This window comes from Microbacterium mcarthurae, from assembly GCF_046064585.1.
In the GTDB taxonomy this organism is placed as follows: domain Bacteria; phylum Actinomycetota; class Actinomycetes; order Actinomycetales; family Microbacteriaceae; genus Microbacterium; species Microbacterium mcarthurae.
The window spans coordinates 1,333,894-1,355,178 of record NZ_JAROCE010000001.1 but is presented as its reverse complement, the minus strand read 5'-3'; the positions used below and the strand labels follow the sequence as shown (position 1 = coordinate 1,355,178).

Below are 21,285 nucleotides of genomic sequence, written 5' to 3'. Positions count from 1 at the left end.
GCGGATCAGCCCTTCACGGCGCCGGTGAGGCCGCCGACGATCCGTCGCTCGAACACGCTGAAGAACAGCAGAGCGGGGATCATCGACAGCGAGGTGAATGCGAGCACGCGCGCGGTGTCGACGGAGTACTGCGAAGCGAAGGCCTGTGTTCCCAGCGGGAGCGTGTACGAGGCCTCGTTGTTGAGGATGAACAGCGGGAGCATGTACGAGTTCCAGCTGTTGACGAACGCCAGGATGCCGACGGTGACGACCGCGGGGACGGCCAGCGGCAGCACCATGCGCCAGAAGAAGCCGAGACGACCGAGACCGTCGATGGAGGAGGCCTCCTGCAGCTCCTTCGGGATCGCGGCGAGGAACGGCGACAGGATGATGATCGTCAGCGGCAGCGCGAACGCGATCTGCGGGATGATGACGCCGGTGAGCGAGTTCGTCAGCCCGAGGTTGCGCACCAGGATGTACAGCGGCGTGATGGCCACCGTCATCGGGAACATGAGTCCCGCGGTGAACAGCGCGTACACGGCCCCGCGCCCGCGGAAGCGGTAGCGCGACAGCGCGTACGCGGCCATCAGACCCAGCGCGACGACGAACACCGTCGTCGCGATCGCGGCGATCGCCGAGTTGCCGACTTGGCCCCAGAACACGCCGCTGCCGAGGACGTCGGCGTAGTTCTCCCAGTTCCACCGGGTCGGGAACCCGGACGGGTCGACGGTGATCTCGGCGTTCGAGCGGAAGCCGCCGAGGATGATGTACACCACCGGGGCGAGCATCATTCCGATCAGCAGGAGGGCGACGAAGCCCACGATGACCGAGCTCGAGCGCGAGGTGCCGACAGGGGAGCGGCGGGCCGATCGCGGCGCCTTCGGCGCGACGAGGGTGGCGGTGGCGGTCACTTGGTGCCTCCCGTGAGAGCGCCGGCCGTGTCACGACGGAGCACGAAGCGCTGGTAGATGAGGGCGACGGCGAGGGAGATGAGGAACATCACCACGGCCACGGCGCTGCCGTAGCCGAAGCTGCCGGCGTTGCGGCCGTTGGCGACCATGTAGGTGGCCATGGTCGAGGTTCCGGCCGTCGAGGCGACGTACTGACCCCAGATGATCCAGACGAGGTCGAACAGCTGCAGCGAGCCGATGATCGACAGGAACGCCCAGATGCGGATCGTGGGTCCCATGAGGGGCAGCACGATGTGGCGCTGGATCTGCCAGAACGACGCGCCGTCGATGGCGGCGGCCTCGGACAGCTCCTCCGGGATGCCTTGGAGCCCCGCGAGGAAGAGGATGACGGCGAAGCCGATGTACTTCCACGTGATGATGATGAGCAGCGTCCAGATCGCCAGCGCCGGGTCGGAGATCCAGTCGGCGCGGAGGGCGCCGAGCCCGATCTTCTCCAGTGCGCCGTTGAGCGCGCCGCCGGACTGCAGCATGAGGCCCCAGCCGAGGCCGACGACGACCTCGGAGATGACGTAGGGAACGAAGATCAGCACGCGGATCAGGGACTGCGCCCGCATCTTGCGATTGAGAAGGAGGGCGAGTCCGAGGGCCAGGGGGCCCTGCAGCACCAGCGAACCGATGACGATGAAGGCGTTGTGACCGAGCGCCTCGTGGAAGGCGGGGTCGGTGAGGATCGTCAGGTAGTTGCGGAATCCAACGAACTCGGTGGGGGCGCCGAACCCCGACCAGCTGTAGAAGCCGTAGAAGGCGGCCAGGGCCACCGGCAGGATGACGAACGAGACGAAGACCACGAGGGCAGGGCCCAGGAGGATCGCCAGTTCGCCGCGGATGCGCCAGTTCTCGCGGCGGCGCCGCACGGGCGACCGCCCGGCCGAGGAGGAGCGGGTAGCTCCCTCCTCGGCCAGGCGGCGACCGGCGACGTCGTCCGACGCGGTGGCGACGGGGTGACGCACGGTGGTCATGTCGGGATCCTTAGGAGCGGGCGCCAGCCGCGTTGACGGCGTCGACGATGCCCTGCGGTGTGCCCTTGCCGGCGAACATGTCGACCACGGCGACATTCAGCGCGTTGCCGACGTTCTGGCCGTAGAGCGTGTCGAGCCACACCGACACGTAGGGGGCGTCGGTGTAGGCGGCCAGGGCCGACTGCAGGGCGGGCGTCGTGACCGCTGCGGTCGCCTCGCTCGAGGCGGGGATGGTCTGGAACGCTTCGGCGTAGTACTCCTGGTTCTCCTGGGTCACCATGAAGTTGAGGAAGTCGACGCACTGTTCGGGGGCGTTGACCCAGCAGGAGTATCCGTCGACGCCGCCCATGATGGCGCCGGGCTCTCCGTCACCACCGGGGACCTCGGGGAACGGGAACCAGCCGAGGTCGGGCAGCGGCTGCTGGTCGGGGGTCAGCGACGCGATGACGCCGGGGTTCCAGGCGCCCATGAGCTCCATCGCGGCCTGCTTGTTGGCCAGAAGACCCGCCGAAGAACCGGCGCCCTGCTGGGCTGCGGTGGTCAGGAAGCCCTCGTTGAAGGGTTCGGTCTCGAGGAAGGCCTGCAGGTTCTCGCCCGCTTCGAGCCAGCACGGGTCGTCGAAGTTACGGCTCTCGGCCGCGGCATCCAGCACGTCCTTGGCGCAGGCGCGCAGTGCGAAGTTGTAGTACCAGTGCGCGGCAGGCCACGCGTCCTTGGCGCCCACGGCGATGGGGGCGACGCCGGTGGCGCGGATCTTCTCGTCCGCCGCCACGAGGTCGTCGATCGTCGCGGGGGCCTCGGTGACACCCGCGGCGGTGAGCAGGTCCTGCGAGGTGAAGATGCCCGAGGGGAGCACGGCGACGGGCATGCCGTAGTTCTTGCCGTCGACCTCGAAGGCGCCGAGCGATCCGCCCAGAGCGGACTTGACGTCATCGGAGATCTTGTCGGTGAGATCCATCGCCTGGCCGGCCTCGACGATGTCGGCGAGCTTGCCGCCACCGCGTGCCATGAAGACGTCCGGCGCGTCGCCGGAGTTCAGCGCGGTCTGGAGCTTGCCGTCCATCTCCTCGTTCTGCACGGCCTGGATCTCGATGGTGACACCCGGGTTGGCCTCCTCGAAGGCCGCGGCGGTGTCTTCCCAGTACTTCTTTCCGTCACCGGTGGTGGAGTTGTGCCAGAAAGTCAGGGTGACGCTGCCGTCGGCGTTCTGTCCGCCGCCGCCGCCCGCGGCGCAACCGCCGAGGGCCAGGGTGCCGGCGACGGCGATGGCCGACGCGGCGAGGATCTTCCTCGTGTTCATGTGATTCCGTTTCTCTTCGTCGAGGTGCGTCCCTCGCGGGATGCTCCGGTGTTCGGCTGCGATGCCGTTCGTTCACCCCCGGGTGTGCGGCCCGAGGTTCCAGAAGTGTCACCCGGGGCGTGACGAGCGTCAAACGTTTTCGAAAATGATTTCCACGACTAGTGTCGAGCCGTGAACAGACGCGCGACCATCCACGACGTCGCCACCGCCGCGGGGGTTTCGGTGGCAACCGTGTCCAAGGCCGTCAACGGCCGATACGGCGTCTCGCCCGAGACGGTCGCGCGCGTGCTCGACGCCGTCGAGGCCCTTGGTTACGAGTCCAGTCTGGTGGCCAGCAGCATGCGGGCGCGACGCACGGGGGTCATCGGCGTGCTCGTGGCCGACATCGAGCCGTTCTCGGCCGAGATCCTCAAGGGTGTGGGCGGGGCGTTGTCCGACACCGGCTACGACCTCCTCGCCTACACGGGTGCCCGCCGCGACGGTGAGGGCTGGGAGCGGCGCTCGCTCAGCCGCCTGAGCGGCACGCTCATCGACGCGGCGATCCTGGTCACGCCCACGGTCGTCAACGTCGTGAGCGAGGTGCCGATCGTCGCCGTCGACCCGCATACGGGCCGCGCTGACCTGCCCACGGTCGAATCCGACAGCTTCACCGGCGCCCAGCAGGCCGTCCACTACCTCGTGCAGCTCGGCCACCGTCGCATCGGCTTCATCGCCGGTCGCCCCGACCTGCGGTCGGCGGTGGCGCGCGCGTCCGGGTACCGCGCGGCGCTGTCGGCGGCCGGCATCCCGTTCGATCCCGCGCTGGTGGGGGTCGGACGCTATGAGCAGGACGTGGCGCGCGAGGCCGCCCACGCGATGCTCGCGCTGCCCGATCGGCCCACCGCCGTCTTCGCCGCGAACGACCTGTCCGCCCTGTCGATCATCGAAGTCGCCGCCGAACGGGGGCTGCGCGTCCCCGACGATCTATCGGTCGTCGGGTTCGACGACGTGCCCGAGGCCGCGCGCGCCCAGCCCGGCCTCACGACGATCCGTCAGCCCATGAAACGCCTCGGGGCCGAGGCGGTGCGCATCGTCCTCGCGCTCCTGACGGGCGAGGACTTGCCCGAAACCCACGTCCAGCTGCCGACCCGGCTCGTCGTCCGCGCCACGACCGCACCCCCGCCTCGGCCCCGCTGACCCGGTTCCCGGCGCCGCCCCGCGCTCCGCCCGGCGGTTCGGTGTCCAAGACACGCGGACGCGTGTGAGGCGTGTCCGCGTGTTGTGGACACTCGCTGCGCCGGTCGAGAGCGGCCCCGGCGATGCGCGTTCCTCTCGCGGTTCAGTGTCCAAGACACGCGGATGCGCGCGCTCGGCATCGGCGTGTCTTGGACACTCTGCCCCCCGCCCCCGCCCGCGCCCCGCCCCCGGCCCCGGCCCCCGCCCCGCCCCGCCCCGCTCCCGGCGCCCGCCCCCGGCCCGTGCCGACGCACCGGGCGGAGTAGGGTCGGCGCGTGACGCGCGTGCTCTTCGCCCCGGACGGGTTCAAGGGGTCCATCTCCGCGGCGGGGGCCGCGGCGGCGCTCGCGGCGGGGTGGCGTTCCGTGCGGGGCGACGACGAGATCGTCGAGCTGCCGATGGCCGACGGCGGCGAGGGCACCCTCGACGCCTTCCTCGCGGCCGTGCCGGGGGCTCGCCGGATGCCGGTGCGTGTCACGGGTCCGCACGGGCGTGAGGTCGCGGCATCCTGGGTCCTTCTCCCCGCGGCGGCGGACGCGACCGGTGAGACCGGCGTCGTGGAACTCGCCTCGACCTCGGGCATCGAACTGCTGGGCGGCGACCTGCGCCCGCTCGACGCCGACACCCGCGGATTCGGGCAGGCGATCGCCGCGGCGCTCGATCACGGCGTCACCCGCCTCGTGCTCGCGATCGGCTCGAGCGCGTCCACCGACGCGGGATTCGGCGTGCTCTCCGCTCTCGGGGCGCGCATCATGGATGCCGACGGGCGCGAGGCGCTGCCCGGGTTGCGGGGCGTGCGCACCGCGGTCCGCCTGGATCGCTCGGGGCTGCGTCCTGCGCCGCGGGACGGGGTCCTCGTGCTCAGTGATGTGCGCAGCCCGCTCACCGGTCCGTCCGGCGCGGCAGCGGTGTTCGGTCCGCAGAAGGGGCTCGGGGTCCGGGCGGTCGCGGAAGCCGATGCGGCGCTCGCTCGCGCGGCGGCGCTGCTCGGCGTCGACACGAACGAAGCCGGAACGGGTGCGGCGGGCGGGACCGGCGCAGCCCTGCGCGCGTGGGGTGCCGTCCTCCTGCCGGGGGCTGAGCGCGTCGCGGATCTGATCGGCCTCGCCGACGCCGTGGCCGCCGCCGACGTCGTGGTCACGGGGGAGGGGGCGTTCGACGCGGGGTCCGCGGCGGGGAAGGCGCCGGCCCTGGTCGCTGGGCTCGCCCGGCAAGCGGCGCGTCCGACGGCTCTCGTCGCGGGGCGGATCGCGCCGGATGCCGACACCTCGGGCTTCGTCTCGACGGTGGCGCTCGTCGATCTCGCGGGGACGGCCGACGCCGCTCTCGCCGACCCGGGGCGGTGGCTGTCGGCGGCCGGCGGGGTGTTGGCGCGGCGCGAAGGCCGGTCCGCGCCACGGTGAGCGTTCCCGGGGAGCCCGCGGGATTGCGGGTTGCCGTCGAATAGCCGGGCGGGGCCGCGACGGTCGAATGCGCCCGGCGAACGCACAATCCCGCCGCGAAACGCCCGGTCCGGAGCCGATCGCCCCCGCGACTCCGGTACCGTCGAAGTGTGTCCACGGTCTCCAGCAGCAAAGACGACGAGGTCGACCTCCTCATCGACGCCTGGTCGCAACTGCTGCCCGAAGTCGACCTGACCCCGCTGGACGTCATGTCGCGGCTGCGTCGCGCGGCCTTCCACCTGTCGAAACTGCGGGCCCGCGCCTTCGCAAGCGCCGACATCGCCGTGTGGGAGTTCGACGTGCTCGCCGTCCTCCGTCGCGCCGGTACCGAGCTGAGCGCCACGCGCCTCATCGCGGCGACGATGATCGGCAGCGCGGCGATGACCAATCGCCTCGACAAGCTCGCGGATCGCGGGCTCGTCCACCGTCGGCCCAACCCTTCCGACGGTCGCGCGATCCTCGTCGCCATCACCGCCGAGGGCATCGAACGTGTCGACGCCGCGATGACCGAGCTGGTGCGTCTCGAGGCCGAGGCCCTGCGCGATGTCAGCCGCGCGGATCAGGCGCTTCTCGCGCGCGTGCTGCGCGTCCTCGCCGCGGGCGAGACCCACGAGGCGTGATCGACCTCGAAACCCGCCCCCTCGTCCTCGATGGAGGCCTCGGCACCCTGCTCGAGCGCCGCGGCAACGATGTGTCGTCGTCGCTGTGGTCCGCGCGGGTTCTGCGCGACGACCCGGGCGAGGTCCGCGCCGCCCACGAGCAGTTCGCCGCCGCCGGCGCGGACGTCCTGATCACCGCGTCTTATCAGGTGGGCTTCGGCGGATCGATTCCGGATGCCGAGGTCGAGACGCTCCTTCGGCGCTCGGTCTTGCTCGCCCGCGAGGTCCGAGGTCCCTTGGTCGCGGCATCCGTCGGTCCGGTCGGTGCGCTGCGCGCCGACGGCAGCGAGTACACGGGGGAGTACGGGCTGGACGTCGCGCAGCTGCGTGGTCTGCATCGCCGCCGCCTCGCCGTTCTCGCCGAGGCGGGCGCCGATCTGCTCGCGGTCGAGACGATCCCGTCCCCGCTCGAGGTCGAGGCGCTCGCTCTCGAACTCACCGCTCTGGGCATGCCCGCGTTCGTCAGCCTGTCCGCCGACAGCACCGGGTTCACTGCTGCCGGGGCTCTGGCCGAGGCTCTGCGCACCGCGGCATCCGTTCCGGAGGTCATCGCGGTCGGAGTCAACTGCTGCACACCGGCGCGGGTCCTCCCGGCCCTGGCCGAAGCGCCCGCCGTGCCGCTCGTCGCCTACCCGAACACCGGGGAGCGGTGGGATGCCGAGGCCCGCACGTGGCACGGCGCCCCCGCGCCGCTGGCCGAGACCGCCCCGTCGTGGGTGGCGGCCGGAGCGCGGCTCGTGGGCGGCTGCTGCCGCTCGACCCCGGCTGACATCGCCGCGATCGCCGCCGCGCTTCATTCGTGACGCCTCGGTGTCAGGCGCGCTCGCCGCGCCCGCGCGCGGCCCGGCGTTCGGTCAGGAGTGCGATCTCTTCCGGGCTCCAGCCGAAACCGTTCTGCAACTGGTCGCTGAGCGTGGACAGCGCCGACGGGAGTGCCGTGGCCACGCCGTCTCGGACGTCGACGGCGCGATCGTCGATGGCGTGGGTCGCCGCCCGCATCTCGTTGACGAGCGACCTCAAGTGCTCGACGCCGTAGGCCCGCGCCACGAGGCGCGCGTCACCGACCACGATGACGGTGAGCTCGCCGGAGACGCTGTCCGCCGTCCGGCTGGGCGAGCGCAGGGACAGGATGATGGCGAGGCCGCACGCCAGAACGATCATGATGGCGACCGCGGAGCCGATCTCCAGCGAGCGGAACACCGGTCCCATCGGCCCGGCCCAGCCGGTCGCTGCGCCCACCACGGCACGCCCTGCCGAGTAGACGGTGTAGACCCCCATCGCGACGGCGAGGAGACGCGCAGGATGCCGCGGTGCGACCGTCGAGCGGGCCGCGGCGATCGCACACACACCGCACACCACGGCGAGGACCGCCGCCTTGATGATGAGGGACTGCTCCTCGCTCATGGTCGCAGTCGCTGCGCCCGTCGCGAGCGCGATCACCGCGACCAGCGCCAGAGCGGCGCGGCGGCGGCGCGTGGACAGTGCGGCCACGGCGACGGCCATCGTGCCGGCGGTGAGGACCATGCCGGCGTCGGCGACGACCAGGGCCAGCCGTGCGCCGTCGTACCGGTGCACGGCGTACATCATCGCCGATCCCACCGAGAAGATCCCGGCCATGGTGGCGTACTGCAGGAAGGTCGTGAACCGTACGGGCGCTGAGGTCTTGGGGAGGGCGATCCCCACCACGGCGATAGCGACGCCGATGGACATCGCAGCGAGCCCGATCGTCAGCAACACGGCTCTTCCCCTCGCCGTGCGGCGCCGCACGGTTCCGCCACTCTATCGGCCCGCGGTGCGCCGTCTCGCCGCCGCTGCGGGCCGTCTCACGCGAAGTCGGCCGCGAGGGCGTTGCGGTGGTACTCGAAGATGATGCTGGTGCGGGTGGATGCCACGCTGTGCCGGGCCGAGAGCTGATCGACCACGAAGCGGCGCACGGCCGAAGAGTCGTCCACGGCGATGTGCACGAGGAAGTCGTCGGCACCGCCGAGGAAGAACAACTGGATGACGTCGGGGTGTCGTCGCACCTCCTGAGCGAACGCGCGGATGCTCTCGTGGCGCTGCCCAGGTCGGAGTGTGACTCCGACGATGGCCTGAAGCCCCCGGCCGAGACGGCTCTGGTCGACGGCGGCGTGGAACCCCGTGATGAGGCCGCGCTCGACCAGACCGCGCACGCGGGCGTGTGCCGTCGACGCGGCAACACCGAGCGCGTCCGCGAGTGCCGCGTTGGTCATCCGAGCGTCGGCGGACAGCAGGTCGATGATGCGGGCGTCCAGGGGATGTAGGTCGTCGTCGGCCATCGCAGATCCTTCGGTCGGGCCATCGGCTGAGGGTGGGTTCGCTTGAGGGTACCGCGGTGCACGGCATCCAGAGCGAAGAATATTCGGCGTTACGCCACGGAAACGTTTGTTTCTGCGATTCTTCCTGCCACGACCACCTCAGAGGAGAGACCGATGCGCGTCGCCGTGCCCACCGAGATCAAGAACAACGAGAACCGCGTCGCGATGACGCCCGCGGGCGTGGATGCGCTCGTGCATCGCGGACACGAGGTGCTCGTGCAGGCGGGCGCCGGTGAGGGCAGCGGCTTCTCCGACGAGCAGTACCGTGCCGCGGGCGCCGAGATCGTCGCCACCGCCGAGGAGACGTGGGCGCGTGCCGAGCTCCTGGTCAAGGTGAAGGAGCCCATCGCCCCGGAGTACGGGCACCTGCGCTCGGACCTGACGCTGTTCACCTACCTGCACCTGGCGGCCGACCGCCCGCTCACGGATGCGCTGATGGCGGCGGGCACCACCGCGGTCGCCTACGAGACGGTGCAGACCGCCGACCGGGCGCTGCCGCTTTTGGCCCCCATGAGCGAGGTCGCTGGACGCCTGTCGATCATCGAGGGCGCTCACCACCTGCTGCGCGCGTCGGGCGGGCGCGGGCTGCTCCCGGGCGGAGTGCCCGGCACCCCCAAGGCGAAGGTCGTCGTAATCGGCGGCGGCGTGGCCGGCGAGCACGCCGCCGCGAACGCGCTGGGCCTCGGCGCCGACGTCACCGTCATCGACATCTCGCTGCCCAAGCTCCGCCAGCTCGAGGAGCGCTTCGGCGGTGCGATCCAGACGCGCGCCTCGACCCGCCTCGAGATCGCCGAGCAGCTCGCCGACGCCGACCTCGTCATCGGGTCCGTGCTCATTCCCGGAGCCGCTGCGCCCAAGCTCGTCACCGACGACATGGTCGCGGCGATGCGGCCGGGGTCGGTGCTCGTCGACATCGCGATCGACCAGGGCGGGTGCTTCGAGGGATCGCGGCCGACCACCCACGACGCACCCACGTTCCGCGTCCACGACTCCCTCTACTACTGCGTCGCCAACATGCCCGGTGCCGTGCCTCACACCTCGACGCGTGCGCTGTCCAACGCCACGCTGCCTTACATCACCCGCATCGCCGACGCGGGCTGGGAGGCCGCGGCATCCGCGGATCCGGCTCTGGCGAAGGGCCTGAACGTCCGTGCCGGAGTCGTCGTGAACGAGGGCGTCCGCGCCGCCTTCGACCTCTGACGCGCGCTACCCGCTCCGCCCCGCGATCGGCGCGGTCCGCCTCCGATCGACCCGGTCCGGGACGGCGGGGCGTGGACCGCACCGGGTCGAGGCGCGTTGCCCGCTTGAGTGTCCAGGACACGCGGACGGACACGTGACGCGTCCGCGTGTCTTGGACACTGAACGGGATGCCGGGGCGCCGACGCCGACGTGGGGCGCCGACGCCGACCCGGGGCGCGGGCTCGGACGCGGGCGAGTGGGCGGGTGGGGAACGGGAGAGCGGGCGAGCGGGCGGCGCGGGCGGCCCCGCGGGGCGGCGCGACGGACGGACGCGGGTGCGTCAGGCGCGGACCCAGGCGTACGTGATCTCGGGGCGACCGGGGCCGCCGTAGCGCGGCTCGCGTCGCACGCGGCCCGCGTCGGCGAGGTGTTCGAGATACCGTCGCGCCGTCACGCGCGACATCCCCTCGCGCTCGCCGACCTCCGTCGACGACACCGCCCCCGGGGACACGCGGACGCGCTCCGCCACGGCCTGCAGGGTCTCGTCGCTCAGGCCCTTCGGCAACTTCGGCGAGACCGCGCGCAGCGTCCCCAGAAGCGCGTCGACCTCGGACTGCGTCGCTTCGCCCGCCGCGCGGTCGAGCCCCTCCACGTAGGCCCGGTACGCCTCCAGACGCTCGCGGAACGCGGCGAACGTGAACGGCTTGATGAGGTACTGCACGACCCCGGTCGACACGGCCGCGCGCACCGTCGCAGCATCGCGGACGGCCGTCACGGCGATGATGTCGACGCCCGCACCCATCGCCCGCGCGCGGCGGGCCACGTCGAGACCGCCGCCGTCGGGCATGGTCATGTCCAGCAGCACGAGGTCGACCGGGCGTTCGGGGTCGGCGATCGCCGTGAGAGCAGCGCGCGCCCCCGCAGCCTGACCGATGACCTCGAAGCCCGGCACGCGGCCGACGTAGGCGGTGTGGAGCTCGAGGGCGAGCGCGTCGTCGTCCACGACGAGAACACGGATCACGCCGGCACCGCCTCGACGGGGGCGGGCAGGACCACCCGGATTGTCGTGGGGTCGGCCGTGACACGCAGCGTTCCGCCGTGGGCTGCGACGATGTCCCGCACGAGGGCGAGTCCGACACCGCGACCGCCGGGCACCGCGGCCGGCTTGGTCGAGGCGCCGAACGCGAACGGGTCGGCGAGGTTCGGATCGAACCCGGCCCCGCTGTCGCTCACCTCGATCGCGACATCGGGCCCGCGCCGCGTGAGCGACGCGCGCACCCACCTCGGCTCCGCGCCGGTCGAGGCGGCATCCAGGGCGTTGTCGACGAGGTTGCCGACCACCGTGACGGCCTCGCCGGGCGCGAGCGGAAGCGCGGGGGTGGGCTCGTCGACGTGCAGTTCGAGGGCCACGCCGCGTTCGGCGGCCTCGTCCAGCTTGCCGAGCAGCAACGCCACCACGACGGCGGCGTCGCTATCGGCCACCAGGCGGTCGGCGAGATCCTGCCTCTCTTCGGTGGATGCCACGATGAGCCGCCGTGCGTCGTCGACACGGCCCAACTCCAGCAGCGCCAGCAGGGCGTGCAGGCGGTTGCCGTGCTCGTGCGTCTGCGAACGAAGCGTGTCGCTCAGGGTGCGCACTCCCTCGAGTTCGCCGAGGAGGGCCTGGAGCTCGGATCGGTCGCGCAGCGTCATGACCCGCCCGCGCTCGGGGGCGCGGCGCCCGGAGAGGTCGCGCGCCTCCTCCTGATTCACCAGCAGCACGCGATCGCCGGTGACCACGGTCTCCTCGACCATGCGCCGACCTGTCGCGATGGCGTCGGCGAGCGCGGCATCCATGTCGATCGCGCGCGGGTCGAGGCTCACCTGCCCCTGCGCGGCCGGCGGCAGGCCGAGGAGATCGGCGGCTTCGTCGTTGTAGAGCACGATGCGCCCGCGATGGTCGGTGACCACGAGGCCTTCCCGCAGCGAGTGCAGCACGGTCTCGTAGCTCTCGACCAGCCGCGCCAGTTCGCTCGGCGTGTACGAGCCGGTGACACGGCGGGCGCTGCGGCGGACGTACAGGGCGCCCAGGATGCCGATCCCGACGATGCCGGCCGCGGCGGTCACGATCAGGGGCACGCGCGCGGCCAGGTCGGCCTGCACCGCCGTGAGCGTGACACCGACCGAGACAAGCCCGACGATCTCGCCGTCGTCTGCGCCGTCGCGGCGGATCGGCGCGATCGTCCGCACCGAGGGGCCGAGCGTGCCGCCGTACACCTCGGTGAACGTCTGTCCGGCGAGCGCTTCGTCGCGGGAGCCCAGGTACGGTTCGCCGATCTCGTCACGATTGCGGTGGGTCAACCGGATGCCGTCGGGCGTCATGATCGTCACGAACGACAGGTCGGCGTCGGCCAGGATCGCCTCGACCATCGGCTGCAGCGCGTCCGAGTCGCGCGTACCGACGAGCGCGGCGACCTCGGGCTCGTGCGCGAGGGTCTCGGCGACGGAGCGCGTGACCTGCTCCGCCTGACGTTGTCCGGAGTCCGACAGCTGCACCGACATCAGCGCGGCGAGAACCCCCGCGACCAGCACGACGACGCCCAGCGACACCATCGCCAGCCGTCCGCCCACGCTCAATCGCACGTCGTGCCCTTTCCGGTCTGCCGTGAACAATACGACCACAAATCGTCCCGTGCCCGGCGGTCGAGCAGAGTCATCACGTCGCCGGCGACCCCGCCGGACTCAACGAAGACGTTAGGAAAAGGGGAAGTCGCCGATGTCTCTCTCACTCCGCACCACGCGCGACGGTCGTCCGCGCAAGAAGATCGACCGCAACCACTGGCTCTACATCGCCGTCATCGTGGCGGTCGTGGCGGGAATCGTCGTCGGGCTCGTGGCGCCGGCGTTCGCCACGGCTCTCGAACCCCTCGGCAAGGGCTTCGTCAACCTCATCAAGATGATGATCGCGCCGGTCATCTTCTGCACGATCGTGGTGGGCATCGGCTCGATCGCCAAGGCATCCACGGTCGGCAAGATCGGCGGCCTGGCGATGCTCTACTTCCTGGTGATGTCGTCGTTCGCGCTGATCATCGGCCTCGTGGTGGGCAACATCATCCACCCCGGCGAGGGTCTGAACATCGCGGGCGCCACCTACGAGGCTGCCCCCGAGGCGACCACGACGCAGGACTTCGTTCTGGGCATCATCCCCACCACGTTCTTCTCGGCGTTCACGGGCGGCAGCATCCTGCAGGTGCTCTTCATCGCGCTGCTGGTGGGCTTCGCCCTCCAGGGCATGGGCGAGCGAGGTGCGCGCATGGTCGAGGGCATCCGCAACTTCCAGGCCCTGGTGTTCCGCATCCTCGGCATGATCCTGTGGCTCGCGCCCATCGGCGCCTTCGGCGCGATCGCCGCTGTCGTGGGCAAGACCGGCTTCCAGGCCGTCATCAGCCTCGGCATCCTGATGGGCGCGTTCTACCTCACGTGCTTCCTCTTCATCACGGTGGTGCTGGGCGTGCTGCTGTACGTCGTGACGCGGGTCAACATCTTCACCCTGATGAAGTACCTCGGTCGCGAGTACCTGCTGATCGTCGGAACGTCGTCCTCCGAGGCCGCCCTGCCGCGGCTCATCGCCAAGATGGAGCACCTCGGCGTCTCGAAGCCCGTCGTCGGCATCACCGTTCCGACCGGGTACTCGTTCAACCTCGACGGCACCGCGATCTACCTCACGATGGCGTCGCTGTTCATCGCGTCGGCGATGGGGGCGCCCATGTCGATCGGCGAGCAGGTCGGTCTCATGGTGTTCATGATCATCGCCTCCAAGGGCGCGGCGGGTGTCACCGGTGCCGGGCTGGCCACCCTCGCAGGCGGCCTGTCGGCCTACCGCCCCGATCTCGTCAACGGCGTGGGCGTCATCGTCGGCATCGACCGGTTCATGTCCGAGGCCCGCGCGGTGACGAACTTCACCGGCAACGCGGTCGCGACGATGCTCATCGGCGTCTGGACGAAGCAGTACGACGGTGCGCGCGTGCGTCAGGTGCTGGCGGGCGAGATCCCCTTCGACGAGTCGCTCCTCACCGGTCACGACCACTCCGAGACCCCCGCGGCGGATGCCAAGGAAGAGGCGTCCGCGGAGGCCGGCGTCGGACCGGCACCGGTCGACACGCAGGCGCTCGACGCGTTCCGTGCTCAGGCCGAGGCCGAGGCAGCGGCACGGGGTCGTTCGTGAGCGTCACCCCGATCGCGGCGGGGGCGGCTTCGGCCGTCCCCGCCCCCGCGCGTGTCGACCTGGCCCGCACCTGGCTGCTGCGCTCACCGCTGGCCGCGGGCGGCGACACCGCGGCCGACGTCCTGGTGCTCGATCTCGAAGACGGACTGCCGGCCGCGCGCAAGGCCGAGGGGCGGGAGCGGGCGCGTCGTGCGGCCGAGCGCGCGCCGGTGTGGCTGCGCATCAGCGCCGCCGGAACGCGCGAGGGCGAGGCCGACCTGGCACTCGGCCGTGAGCTCGGCGACCGTCTCGCCGGTGTCGTCCTGGCGATGTGCGCCGGACCCGCCGACGTCGCCCACGTCGCGGCATCCCTCCCAGCGGGCGTTCCGATCGTGGCCATGATCGAGTCGGCCGCGGCGCTGCTGTCGGCCCCCGCGATCGCCGCGCACCCGGCGACCCGCCGCTTGGCGTTCGGTACCGGCGACTTCCGCCGTGACACCGGTATGGCGGCGGACCGCGTCGCGCTGTCGTGGCCGCGCGCGCAGCTGGTCGTCGCATCCGCGGCAGCCGGCATCCCGGGGCCGATCGACGGCCCGTGCGGCCCGGTGGAACAGGCCCGGGATGCCGCGGAGCACGCCGCCGCGATGGGCTTCACCGGCACGCTGGCGCTGCGGGATGCCGCGATCCCGGGCGCCCACGCCGGGTTCACGCCGAGCCCCGCCGAGGTCGCGAGCGCCCGAGAGATGCTGACGAGCGCTCCCGACGGCCCCGTCGACGGCTCCTACGCCCCGGCCCTGGCCCGTGCCCGCGCCCTCGTGCGTCGTGCCGACGCGCTGTCGCGGCTCTGACGCGTCCCGTCCCGTCCCGCCCCACCGGAACGTGTGCTTTCGCTTCGCTCAGCGCGCGCGGAACCAGCGGCGGCGACGCGGCGTCGGGGGTGCCACGGCCGCGGCGGCCGCTCGCGCGCGGCGGCGTGACGCCCACGCCTCGATCTCGGCATCCACATCGACCGTCGGCGTGACCACGGGCGGGCCGCCGAGCAGCTGCCTGCGGGCTTCGATGACGCGACGGTTGAAGTCCTCGAGGGCGTCGCGAACGTCGCCCTCGCGCGCCAACGCGTCCATGCGGTCGGCGAGCGCGGCGTGCTCCACGCGCAGCGTCAACGCCGGCGGCCCGAGCCCGCTCAGCTTCTCATTCTCGATCTTGCGGCGGATCCACCAGTCGGGATCGTGGCTGTCTCCGAGGTTCGTGAGGGGCTTGCCGGCTCCCGGCAGGTCGTCGAAGTCGCCGCGCCGGATGGCCTGCTGGATCGCAGTCTCGACGTACGCGGCGCGCTCCGCGGCGGTCGATCCGCGTTCCGGCGCCGTGGATTCGGTCTCTCCCGGGTCGATACCGGCATCCCGCAGCCGCCGATCCAGGCGGTAGCGTTCGGCCGCCTGCCGGGGGTCTTCACTCATGCCGCCTCCGCGTGTGCTCGGGTGCTTCCAGGCTACGTCGGCGGCGGGCGCATGGCGCCGGACGGGAGGTGGGGGCGTCGCGCCCCCACCGGGGTCGATGTCCAAGACGCGCGGATGCCACGTGAGGGCGTCGCGTGTTCCGGCCACCGAACGACAAGGGAGCGGGGCGCACGACTCCGGCAGACCCGCCGCTCGCCGGCTCCGGATGCCGCTACCCCCGACACCGTGCAGGACTTGTGCGGCACTGCCCCTGGGTGTCCACGACACGCGGATGCCGCTCGAGGGCGTCCGCGTGTTTTGGACACCGAACGGGAAAGGACGTGCGCCCCGCCCGCGCGAGAACTACAGACCCAGCCGGCGCAGCCGCAGGCGTGCCATGTCCTGCGCGCGGGGACCTGAGCCGAGCGCGCGCTCGGTGAAGCGCAGGATGAGGCCAGTCGCGGTCTTCACCGGAAGCCAGGACCGGCGGAGCCCGAGCATATGCCGGATCCGCGGGGGGAAGGTCGCCACGGCTGCCGCGAACAGCACCCGGTAGGCAAGACCCATCGCCCCGGGGAACGGAGGCTTTCGCAGGAACCGCACGACGTCGTCGACGCGTTCGTCGCGGCGCAGCTCGCCGCGGTCGAGGAAGCCGTCGAGCTCGGCGCGGAGCGCTTCTTCTGTCTGCGGCGGGTCGGGGATCCGCATGAGTCGGCCGGCGGTCGCCCAGTCGGCGACGTAGGCGTCGGGGCCCCCGGGGATCGGGCCCCCGTACGCCTCGTGGCTGCGCAGGAACGCGTCCGTGAAGGCCAGGTGCACCCACCGGACGAGGTCGCCGTCTTCCGCCGAGTACGTGCGTTCGCCGCCGTCGCCCGCCGTGTACGTACCCTGCACGCGGCGGTGGAACCGGCCGACGCGGGCGGTCTCGGCATCCGCTTGGCTCGTCGAGCCGTAGGTGAGCGTGATGACCCATCGCACGGTGCCGGTGAGGCGCCCGATGGGATCCTCGCGATAACGCGACCAGTCGTGGACCCCCGCGAGAGCCCCGGGGTGCAGTGCCTGGAGGAGCAGAGCCCGGATGCCGGCGACGAGCGTCCCCATGCCGGCGTGAACGGTCCACGCGGGACCGTTTTCGACGAAGTAGCCGCCGTCGTCACCGTCCGCGATCGCCCGCACGTACGGGGCCATGCCGGTCGGGTCGCCGGCGAGGGCGGTGAGCAGCTTCGCACGCAGCCGCGCGACGCGTGCCGGAACCGGGGGTGAGGACGTCACTGTTCCAGCGTGCCATCCCGTCGAAGCGGGAGGGCCGGATCAGTGATCGTGGGTGATGACGGGGACGGACCCGTCGTCGCGGATGAGGACGGCATCCTGCGCAGAGCCGAGGGCGGGCGTCACGACAACGGCGATGATCGAGGCGGCGAGGAGGAGCCCCCAGACACTCATCGGCTGAGCGGTGCTCGGCGTCGACTCGGCTCGTCCGCGTCGGCGCAGGGTGGGTGCGATTCCGGCTCCGACCCCGATGAGGAGCAACCAGGCCGCCGCGACGGCGATGACGCTGGTGTGAGACGGGAGCACGAACATCAGCGCCGACGAAGCCAGCAGTCCGACCACGACGCCCGTGAGGGTCGCGCGGGGAAAGACGAGGCGGCCCAGGGCGAGAGCGGCGCCGCCCCACACGAGGGCGGCGACCCCGAGGGCGACCAGACCCGCTCCGAGGCCGCGCGAGGCGGCCCCGGAGCTCGGTCCGACGATGGCGCCCGCACCGAGGGCGGCGAGGATGAGCCCGGCCCCCCATGCGGACACGGAGGGCCACGACCTCACGAAGGTCGCGGCGTTCACGCTCAGACCGCCGCGGTGCGGGGGACGTTGCGCTCGGTGCCCAGGCCCACACCCAGCAGCACGACGGCGCTCGCGAGGTGCAGGAAGTGGTCGGGCACGTTCAGCGCGAGGATGTTCGCGGGACCCGTGAGGAAGAAGCCCACGATACCCAGGAGCAGGTACACGGCACCCACGGCGATGTTGACGCTCTTGGCGGCGCGGGCGTTGGCAAGACCGGCGACCAGAAGCGCGGCACCGATCAGGAGGTGCGCGATGTTGTGCAGCGGGTTGACCTCGAAGATGCCCAGCAGCAGGCCACCCTCGTTGGCGATGAACCCGACGCCGCCGGTCACGGCGAAGCCGAGCAGACCGACGAGCAGGTAGACGGCGCCGAAGATGGTGGCGACGATGCGGTTCGGTGACGAGCTCATGATGAACCTCCCAGAGTTCTGACAGCGACCACTCGGCCGCCTTCCCTCCATGTTCGAAGAGAATGGGAGATTCGGATTGGCCTTTGCAGCATTCGCCTGAATCCGGTAGAGAGCCGTGGCAGCTTTCTCGTGCCCCGAAAACGACAGAAGGCCCCCGAGTACTCTCCGAGGCCCTCCGCAACGGAGTCGACGCTACGGGCGCGCACGATCCGTGCCGGGGGCGTTGCATTTTTTTCTTTGTTCGCCTAGTGCACGCGGGGAGCGTTGCGGAGGCCTAGAGCGGCGGATGCGCGCGCGACGTATCGCGAAGATCTTCGCCGCCCTGACGTGAGGGAGCGATGGCCCCCGACGTCCGGGCGATAGCCTGGAGCGGGAGGTCGCGTGGGCCGGACGAAGGATGCCATCGCCGAAGGGCTGTCGATCGCGACGGCTGCGGCGCGACTCGCCGTACGCAACCGCATCCTCGTCGAGACCATCGCCCGGGGCGGGCATTTCGATCAGGACGTCTTCGCCGCCTTCGCGCGCGACACGCTGCACGCCCTCGCCGACGAGCAGGACCAAGCGGCCGACCGGGTCACGCAGCAGCGGAAGAGGGCCTGGGGGCGGTTCTCCGATTCGTCGGGCACGCACGATTACCGCGACCGCGATACGCGGAATCTCCGCCGGCGCGCGCGGCAGTCTCGCGGCGTCGCGAAGGAGCTGCGCGATTTCGCCGACGATCCGTTCCGGGTGGAGCAACTGGTCGCGGGCGCGCGCGTCGCGGCCTGGGGGGATGTCGAGGCGAACCTGTCCAAGCGTCTCGACGTCGAGGGCATGACCGAGGATGCCGATCCGGATTACGCCACGATGCGTCGCGCCCGCATGGATGCGCTGCGCATGGTCGACCTCGCCCGCCTCGCCTCGCAGGCGAAGAAGCGGGCGAAGGCGCAGGCCGCCGCCGACGCCGACGGGCCGACCGCGTCAAAGGGCGACGCGAAGAAGCCGTCGTCGACCTGAGCTGGTGCGGTCACCAGGACGCCGGCCGGATGGGCCGGTGGGACTCGACGGTCGCCGCGGTGGGGGGCGACGGGGACATCATCGCGGCGTCACCCGCCGGGCGGTGCGCGTGGCTTTCGGTCCGGGGTGAGGTGCACCCGTTCTCGTGGTTCGACCGGTGCGAGTGCCACAGCGTGGCCTTGGCCTCGTCGAGGTCGGCGCAGGTGTCGAGGGGGCGGGCGTCGTCATCGAACACCGTCCACGTGTCGTCTCCACCGCGGTTGAGGAACCCGATCACACGCCGTGAGCACGCCCCCAGGACGAAGTCCTCATCGACCGATCTCCACAGCGCCTCGGGCGCCGGTCCTTTCCGCCACAACATCGGCAGCCCCTTTGCATGCCCTGTCACCGATCGTCGAACACTAGGGCGGACCCGGGATGGCTGCGATGCCGCCCGTTTGCGTTTTTCGTATTTCGTACGAAAGTCGGCGTAAAGCTGCCGGAATGCCCTCGAACGACGGAGGCGGAGAAAACACCGACGGCCTCCGCCGAAGCGGAGGCCGTCGATTTACTGTCTCAACACAGTGTGCGCCCGAAGGGACTCGAACCCCTAACCTTCTGATCCGTAGTCAGATGCTCTATCCATTGAGCTACGGGCGCAGGGCCTCCGCGCGAAACGGCGCGCAGGCCGTGGTCCAGCATAGACGCAGAACCCGCGGAGGTCTAATCGGCGGGGACGGCATCGTATCTCGGGCGTGGCGCGAGCGTGTCCGGGGGGTGAAGCGGCAGCGACGTACGCTGGGGACATGAGCGCCTACGTCTCGGCGTTCGAGCTGTTCTCCATCGGTGTAGGACCCTCGAGCTCCCACACGGTCGGCCCCATGAGGGCCGCCGCCGACTTCGCCGCACGCCTGCGCTCGACCCGAGTGCTCGACGACGTGGCATCCGTCTCCTGCGCCCTCTACGGCTCGCTCGGAGCGACCGGGATCGGCCATGGCACGCCCGACGCCGTCGTCGCGGGGCTGCAGGGCCTTGAACCCGAGACGGTCGATCCGGACGCCGTGCGCCGGGCGTGGTCGGACTGGCCCGACGGAGGGACGCTCACGCTCGCCGGCACCCACGGCATCCCTTTCGCCAAGAGCGACGTGGTGCTCGCGCCGCGCACCCGCCTTCCCGGCCACCCGAACGCGATGACGCTGTTCGCGCGCGACGCCGACGGCGTCCTGCTCGCCGATGAGACCTACTACTCCGTCGGCGGCGGGTTCATCCGTCGCGAAGGAGAGGCTCCGCGGGTCGCCGCGGCATCCGTGCCCTTCCCGTTCACGGACGCCGCGAGCCTGCTGGCTCTGTGTGACGAGCACGGCATCACGATCGCCGAGGCCGCGCGGCGGAACGAACAGGCGCTGCGCTCGGACGAGGAGATCGCCGCGGGGCTGGACCGCATCTGGGATGCCATGGCCGCGTGCGTGGACGCGGGTCTGCATCACGACGGCGTGCTGCCCGGCATCCTGAAAGTGAAGCGGCGCGCGTCGGTGCTGCGTGCACAGCTGGAGGGCATTCAGGCGGAGGGGCACCGCGAACTCCCGGGGGAGTGGCTGGGGGCGTTCGCTCTCGCGGTCAACGAGGAGAACGCCGCCGGAGGCCGCGTCGTCACGGCTCCGACCAACGGGGCGGCCGGCATCCTGCCCGCGGTGGCGATGTACTGGTGGCGGTTCCTTGCGGACTCGGGGCTGGGCGTCGGCAACGCGGTCACCCCGCACGGTGAACTGGTCGGCAGCGCGCTCCTGGGCTTCCACGGGGATGCCGTCGCACCTGACGAAGCCGCCGAGTGGGATGACGCGCGAGTGGCCGAGGCCAACCGGCGCCGCGGCATCCGTCGCTTCCTGCTGACGGCGACGGCCCTCGGGTCGCTGTTCAAGAACAACGCCTCCATCTCGGGGGCCGAGGGCGGATGCCAGGCCGAGGTCGGCTCGGCGTGCGCGATGGCGGCCGGCGGGTTGACCGCGGTGATGGGCGGCACCAATCGGCAGATCGAGAACGCCGCCGAGATCGCGATGGAACATCACCTGGGTCTGACGTGCGATCCGGTCGGCGGACTCGTGCAGATCCCGTGCATCGAGCGCAACGCGATCGCCGCGTCCACCGCCGTGACCGCGGCCCGACTCGCCCTGCGGGGCGACGGCACGCACTACGTCTCGCTCGACACCGTCGTCGAGACGATGCGCCAGACGGGCATCGACATGTCCACGAAGTACAAGGAGACGAGCGAGGGCGGTCTCGCGGTGAACGTCATCGAGTGCTGACGCGGAGTCGGATGCCGTGCTTCGGTGTCGCCGTGCCCGTTGAGTGTCCACGACACGCGGATGCCGTGCTTCGGTGTCGCCGTGCCCGTTCAGTGTCCA

General features: G+C 71.4%; 21 protein-coding genes and 1 tRNA gene. 9 read left to right on the top strand and 13 right to left on the bottom strand.

Annotated features, from left to right (window positions below):
* Window positions 1–5: 5 nt before the first annotated feature.
* The 3 genes from P5G46_RS06600 to P5G46_RS06590 are packed head-to-tail and all read right to left on the bottom strand — an operon-like array spanning window position 6 to window position 3,209.
* Window positions 6–890 carry a carbohydrate ABC transporter permease gene (locus P5G46_RS06600; RefSeq protein ID WP_375095261.1) on the bottom strand — a complete coding sequence of 295 codons (885 nt, stop codon included), beginning with the start codon at window positions 888–890 and terminating at the stop codon, window positions 6–8.
* Entirely contained in the window at window positions 887–1,909 is a 1,023-nt protein-coding gene (locus P5G46_RS06595; protein ID WP_375095262.1) for a carbohydrate ABC transporter permease, read from the bottom strand. Before P5G46_RS06595 ends, P5G46_RS06600 begins: the two co-directional genes overlap by 4 nt.
* A 10-nt stretch (window positions 1,910–1,919) precedes the next feature.
* Window positions 1,920–3,209: an extracellular solute-binding protein gene (locus P5G46_RS06590; RefSeq protein ID WP_239276842.1), complete on the bottom strand. Its 1,290-nt coding sequence runs from the start codon at window positions 3,207–3,209 to the stop codon at window positions 1,920–1,922.
* A 171-nt stretch (window positions 3,210–3,380) separates the two neighbouring features.
* On the opposite strand from P5G46_RS06590, the gene P5G46_RS06585 reads away from it, so the two are divergent.
* The 4 genes from P5G46_RS06585 (at window position 3,381) to mmuM (ending at window position 7,328) form a co-directional block, all read left to right on the top strand.
* On the top strand, window positions 3,381–4,385 hold the full coding sequence (locus tag P5G46_RS06585; RefSeq protein ID WP_408905249.1) for a LacI family DNA-binding transcriptional regulator: 1,005 nt from the start codon (window positions 3,381–3,383) through the stop codon (window positions 4,383–4,385).
* Between the two features lie 314 nt (window positions 4,386–4,699).
* Window positions 4,700–5,827: a glycerate kinase gene (locus P5G46_RS06580; RefSeq protein WP_408905248.1), complete on the top strand. Its 1,128-nt coding sequence runs from the start codon at window positions 4,700–4,702 to the stop codon at window positions 5,825–5,827.
* 149 nt (window positions 5,828–5,976) lie between these two features.
* Entirely contained in the window at window positions 5,977–6,486 is a 510-nt protein-coding gene (locus tag P5G46_RS06575) for a MarR family winged helix-turn-helix transcriptional regulator (protein WP_239277898.1), read from the top strand.
* The gene (mmuM, locus tag P5G46_RS06570; RefSeq protein WP_408905247.1) at window positions 6,483–7,328 is read left to right on the top strand and encodes a homocysteine S-methyltransferase; all 846 of its coding nucleotides are present in this window, start codon (window positions 6,483–6,485) and stop codon (window positions 7,326–7,328) included. Before P5G46_RS06575 ends, mmuM begins: the two co-directional genes overlap by 4 nt.
* Window positions 7,329–7,338: 10 nt before the next feature.
* Here the strand turns inward: mmuM and P5G46_RS06565 are convergent, their stop codons facing one another.
* The gene (locus P5G46_RS06565; RefSeq protein WP_239277878.1) at window positions 7,339–8,262 is read right to left on the bottom strand and encodes a hypothetical protein; all 924 of its coding nucleotides are present in this window, start codon (window positions 8,260–8,262) and stop codon (window positions 7,339–7,341) included.
* An 86-nt stretch (window positions 8,263–8,348) separates the two neighbouring features.
* A complete protein-coding gene (locus P5G46_RS06560; RefSeq protein WP_239277876.1) occupies window positions 8,349–8,822 on the bottom strand; it encodes an Lrp/AsnC family transcriptional regulator in 474 nt (157 codons plus the stop codon).
* A gap of 153 nt (window positions 8,823–8,975) precedes the next feature.
* Here P5G46_RS06560 and ald point away from each other — a divergent pair, with 153 nt between their 5' ends.
* Window positions 8,976–10,061, top strand: coding sequence for an alanine dehydrogenase (gene ald / locus P5G46_RS06555; RefSeq protein WP_239277874.1), 1,086 nt, complete (start codon window positions 8,976–8,978; stop codon window positions 10,059–10,061).
* Window positions 10,062–10,380: 319 nt separating this feature from the next.
* Here the strand turns inward: ald and P5G46_RS06550 are convergent, their stop codons facing one another.
* Window positions 10,381–11,061, bottom strand: coding sequence for a response regulator (locus tag P5G46_RS06550; RefSeq protein WP_408905246.1), 681 nt, complete (start codon window positions 11,059–11,061; stop codon window positions 10,381–10,383).
* On the bottom strand, window positions 11,058–12,650 hold the full coding sequence (locus tag P5G46_RS06545; protein ID WP_408905245.1) for a sensor histidine kinase: 1,593 nt from the start codon (window positions 12,648–12,650) through the stop codon (window positions 11,058–11,060). The genes P5G46_RS06550 and P5G46_RS06545 overlap by 4 nt, the downstream gene beginning before the upstream one ends.
* Before the next feature lie 145 nt (window positions 12,651–12,795).
* Between P5G46_RS06545 and P5G46_RS06540 the strand changes: the two genes are divergently transcribed.
* Together P5G46_RS06540 and P5G46_RS06535 are read left to right on the top strand one after the other, a co-directional pair.
* Complete coding sequence (locus tag P5G46_RS06540) at window positions 12,796–14,244, top strand: cation:dicarboxylate symporter family transporter (protein WP_375095269.1); 1,449 nt, start codon at window positions 12,796–12,798, stop codon at window positions 14,242–14,244.
* Window positions 14,241–15,071: an aldolase/citrate lyase family protein gene (locus P5G46_RS06535; protein ID WP_375095270.1), complete on the top strand. Its 831-nt coding sequence runs from the start codon at window positions 14,241–14,243 to the stop codon at window positions 15,069–15,071. The genes P5G46_RS06540 and P5G46_RS06535 overlap by 4 nt, the downstream gene beginning before the upstream one ends.
* A 48-nt stretch (window positions 15,072–15,119) precedes the next feature.
* On the opposite strand, the gene P5G46_RS06530 is transcribed toward P5G46_RS06535, so the two are convergent.
* The 4 genes from P5G46_RS06530 to P5G46_RS06515 form a co-directional block, all read right to left on the bottom strand.
* Window positions 15,120–15,680 (bottom strand): DnaJ family domain-containing protein, encoded by a 561-nt coding sequence (locus tag P5G46_RS06530; RefSeq protein WP_375095271.1) that lies wholly within the window; start codon window positions 15,678–15,680, stop codon window positions 15,120–15,122.
* A gap of 342 nt (window positions 15,681–16,022) precedes the next feature.
* The gene (locus P5G46_RS06525) at window positions 16,023–16,847 is read right to left on the bottom strand and encodes an oxygenase MpaB family protein (RefSeq protein ID WP_275438472.1); all 825 of its coding nucleotides are present in this window, start codon (window positions 16,845–16,847) and stop codon (window positions 16,023–16,025) included.
* Window positions 16,848–16,970: 123 nt separating this feature from the next.
* A complete protein-coding gene (locus tag P5G46_RS06520; protein WP_408905244.1) occupies window positions 16,971–17,462 on the bottom strand; it encodes a hypothetical protein in 492 nt (163 codons plus the stop codon).
* A 38-nt stretch (window positions 17,463–17,500) separates the two neighbouring features.
* Entirely contained in the window at window positions 17,501–17,908 is a 408-nt protein-coding gene (locus tag P5G46_RS06515) for a DUF4383 domain-containing protein (RefSeq protein ID WP_239277774.1), read from the bottom strand.
* A gap of 381 nt (window positions 17,909–18,289) precedes the next feature.
* Here P5G46_RS06515 and P5G46_RS06510 point away from each other — a divergent pair, with 381 nt between their 5' ends.
* On the top strand, window positions 18,290–18,904 hold the full coding sequence (locus P5G46_RS06510) for an asparagine synthase (protein ID WP_375095273.1): 615 nt from the start codon (window positions 18,290–18,292) through the stop codon (window positions 18,902–18,904).
* Between the two features lie 10 nt (window positions 18,905–18,914).
* Here the strand turns inward: P5G46_RS06510 and P5G46_RS06505 are convergent, their stop codons facing one another.
* Complete coding sequence (locus tag P5G46_RS06505) at window positions 18,915–19,265, bottom strand: hypothetical protein (RefSeq protein WP_408905243.1); 351 nt, start codon at window positions 19,263–19,265, stop codon at window positions 18,915–18,917.
* Window positions 19,266–19,470: 205 nt separating this feature from the next.
* Window positions 19,471–19,543, bottom strand: a tRNA-Arg gene (locus P5G46_RS06500).
* A 146-nt stretch (window positions 19,544–19,689) separates the two neighbouring features.
* Between P5G46_RS06500 and P5G46_RS06495 the strand changes: the two genes are divergently transcribed.
* Window positions 19,690–21,186: an L-serine ammonia-lyase, iron-sulfur-dependent, subunit alpha gene (locus P5G46_RS06495; RefSeq protein WP_239277769.1), complete on the top strand. Its 1,497-nt coding sequence runs from the start codon at window positions 19,690–19,692 to the stop codon at window positions 21,184–21,186.
* The last annotated feature ends 99 nt before the right edge of the window (window positions 21,187–21,285 follow it).

What these genes read in the sequence shown, in the direction of transcription:
- P5G46_RS06595 (WP_375095262.1), bottom strand. Translation starts at nt 1,909, where the DNA reads ATGACCACCGTGCGTCACCCCGTCGCCACCGCGTCGGACGACGTCGCC.
- P5G46_RS06495 (WP_239277769.1), top strand. Translation starts at nt 19,690, where the DNA reads ATGAGCGCCTACGTCTCGGCGTTCGAGCTGTTCTCCATCGGTGTAGGA.
- P5G46_RS06515 (WP_239277774.1), bottom strand. Translation starts at nt 17,908, where the DNA reads ATGAGCTCGTCACCGAACCGCATCGTCGCCACCATCTTCGGCGCCGTC.
- P5G46_RS06525 (WP_275438472.1), bottom strand. Translation starts at nt 16,847, where the DNA reads ATGGCCCCGTACGTGCGGGCGATCGCGGACGGTGACGACGGCGGCTAC.
- P5G46_RS06505 (WP_408905243.1), bottom strand. Translation starts at nt 19,265, where the DNA reads ATGTTGTGGCGGAAAGGACCGGCGCCCGAGGCGCTGTGGAGATCGGTC.
- P5G46_RS06590 (WP_239276842.1), bottom strand. Translation starts at nt 3,209, where the DNA reads ATGAACACGAGGAAGATCCTCGCCGCGTCGGCCATCGCCGTCGCCGGC.
- P5G46_RS06540 (WP_375095269.1), top strand. Translation starts at nt 12,796, where the DNA reads ATGTCTCTCTCACTCCGCACCACGCGCGACGGTCGTCCGCGCAAGAAG.
- P5G46_RS06530 (WP_375095271.1), bottom strand. Translation starts at nt 15,680, where the DNA reads ATGAGTGAAGACCCCCGGCAGGCGGCCGAACGCTACCGCCTGGATCGG.
- P5G46_RS06560 (WP_239277876.1), bottom strand. Translation starts at nt 8,822, where the DNA reads ATGGCCGACGACGACCTACATCCCCTGGACGCCCGCATCATCGACCTG.
- ald (WP_239277874.1), top strand. Translation starts at nt 8,976, where the DNA reads ATGCGCGTCGCCGTGCCCACCGAGATCAAGAACAACGAGAACCGCGTC.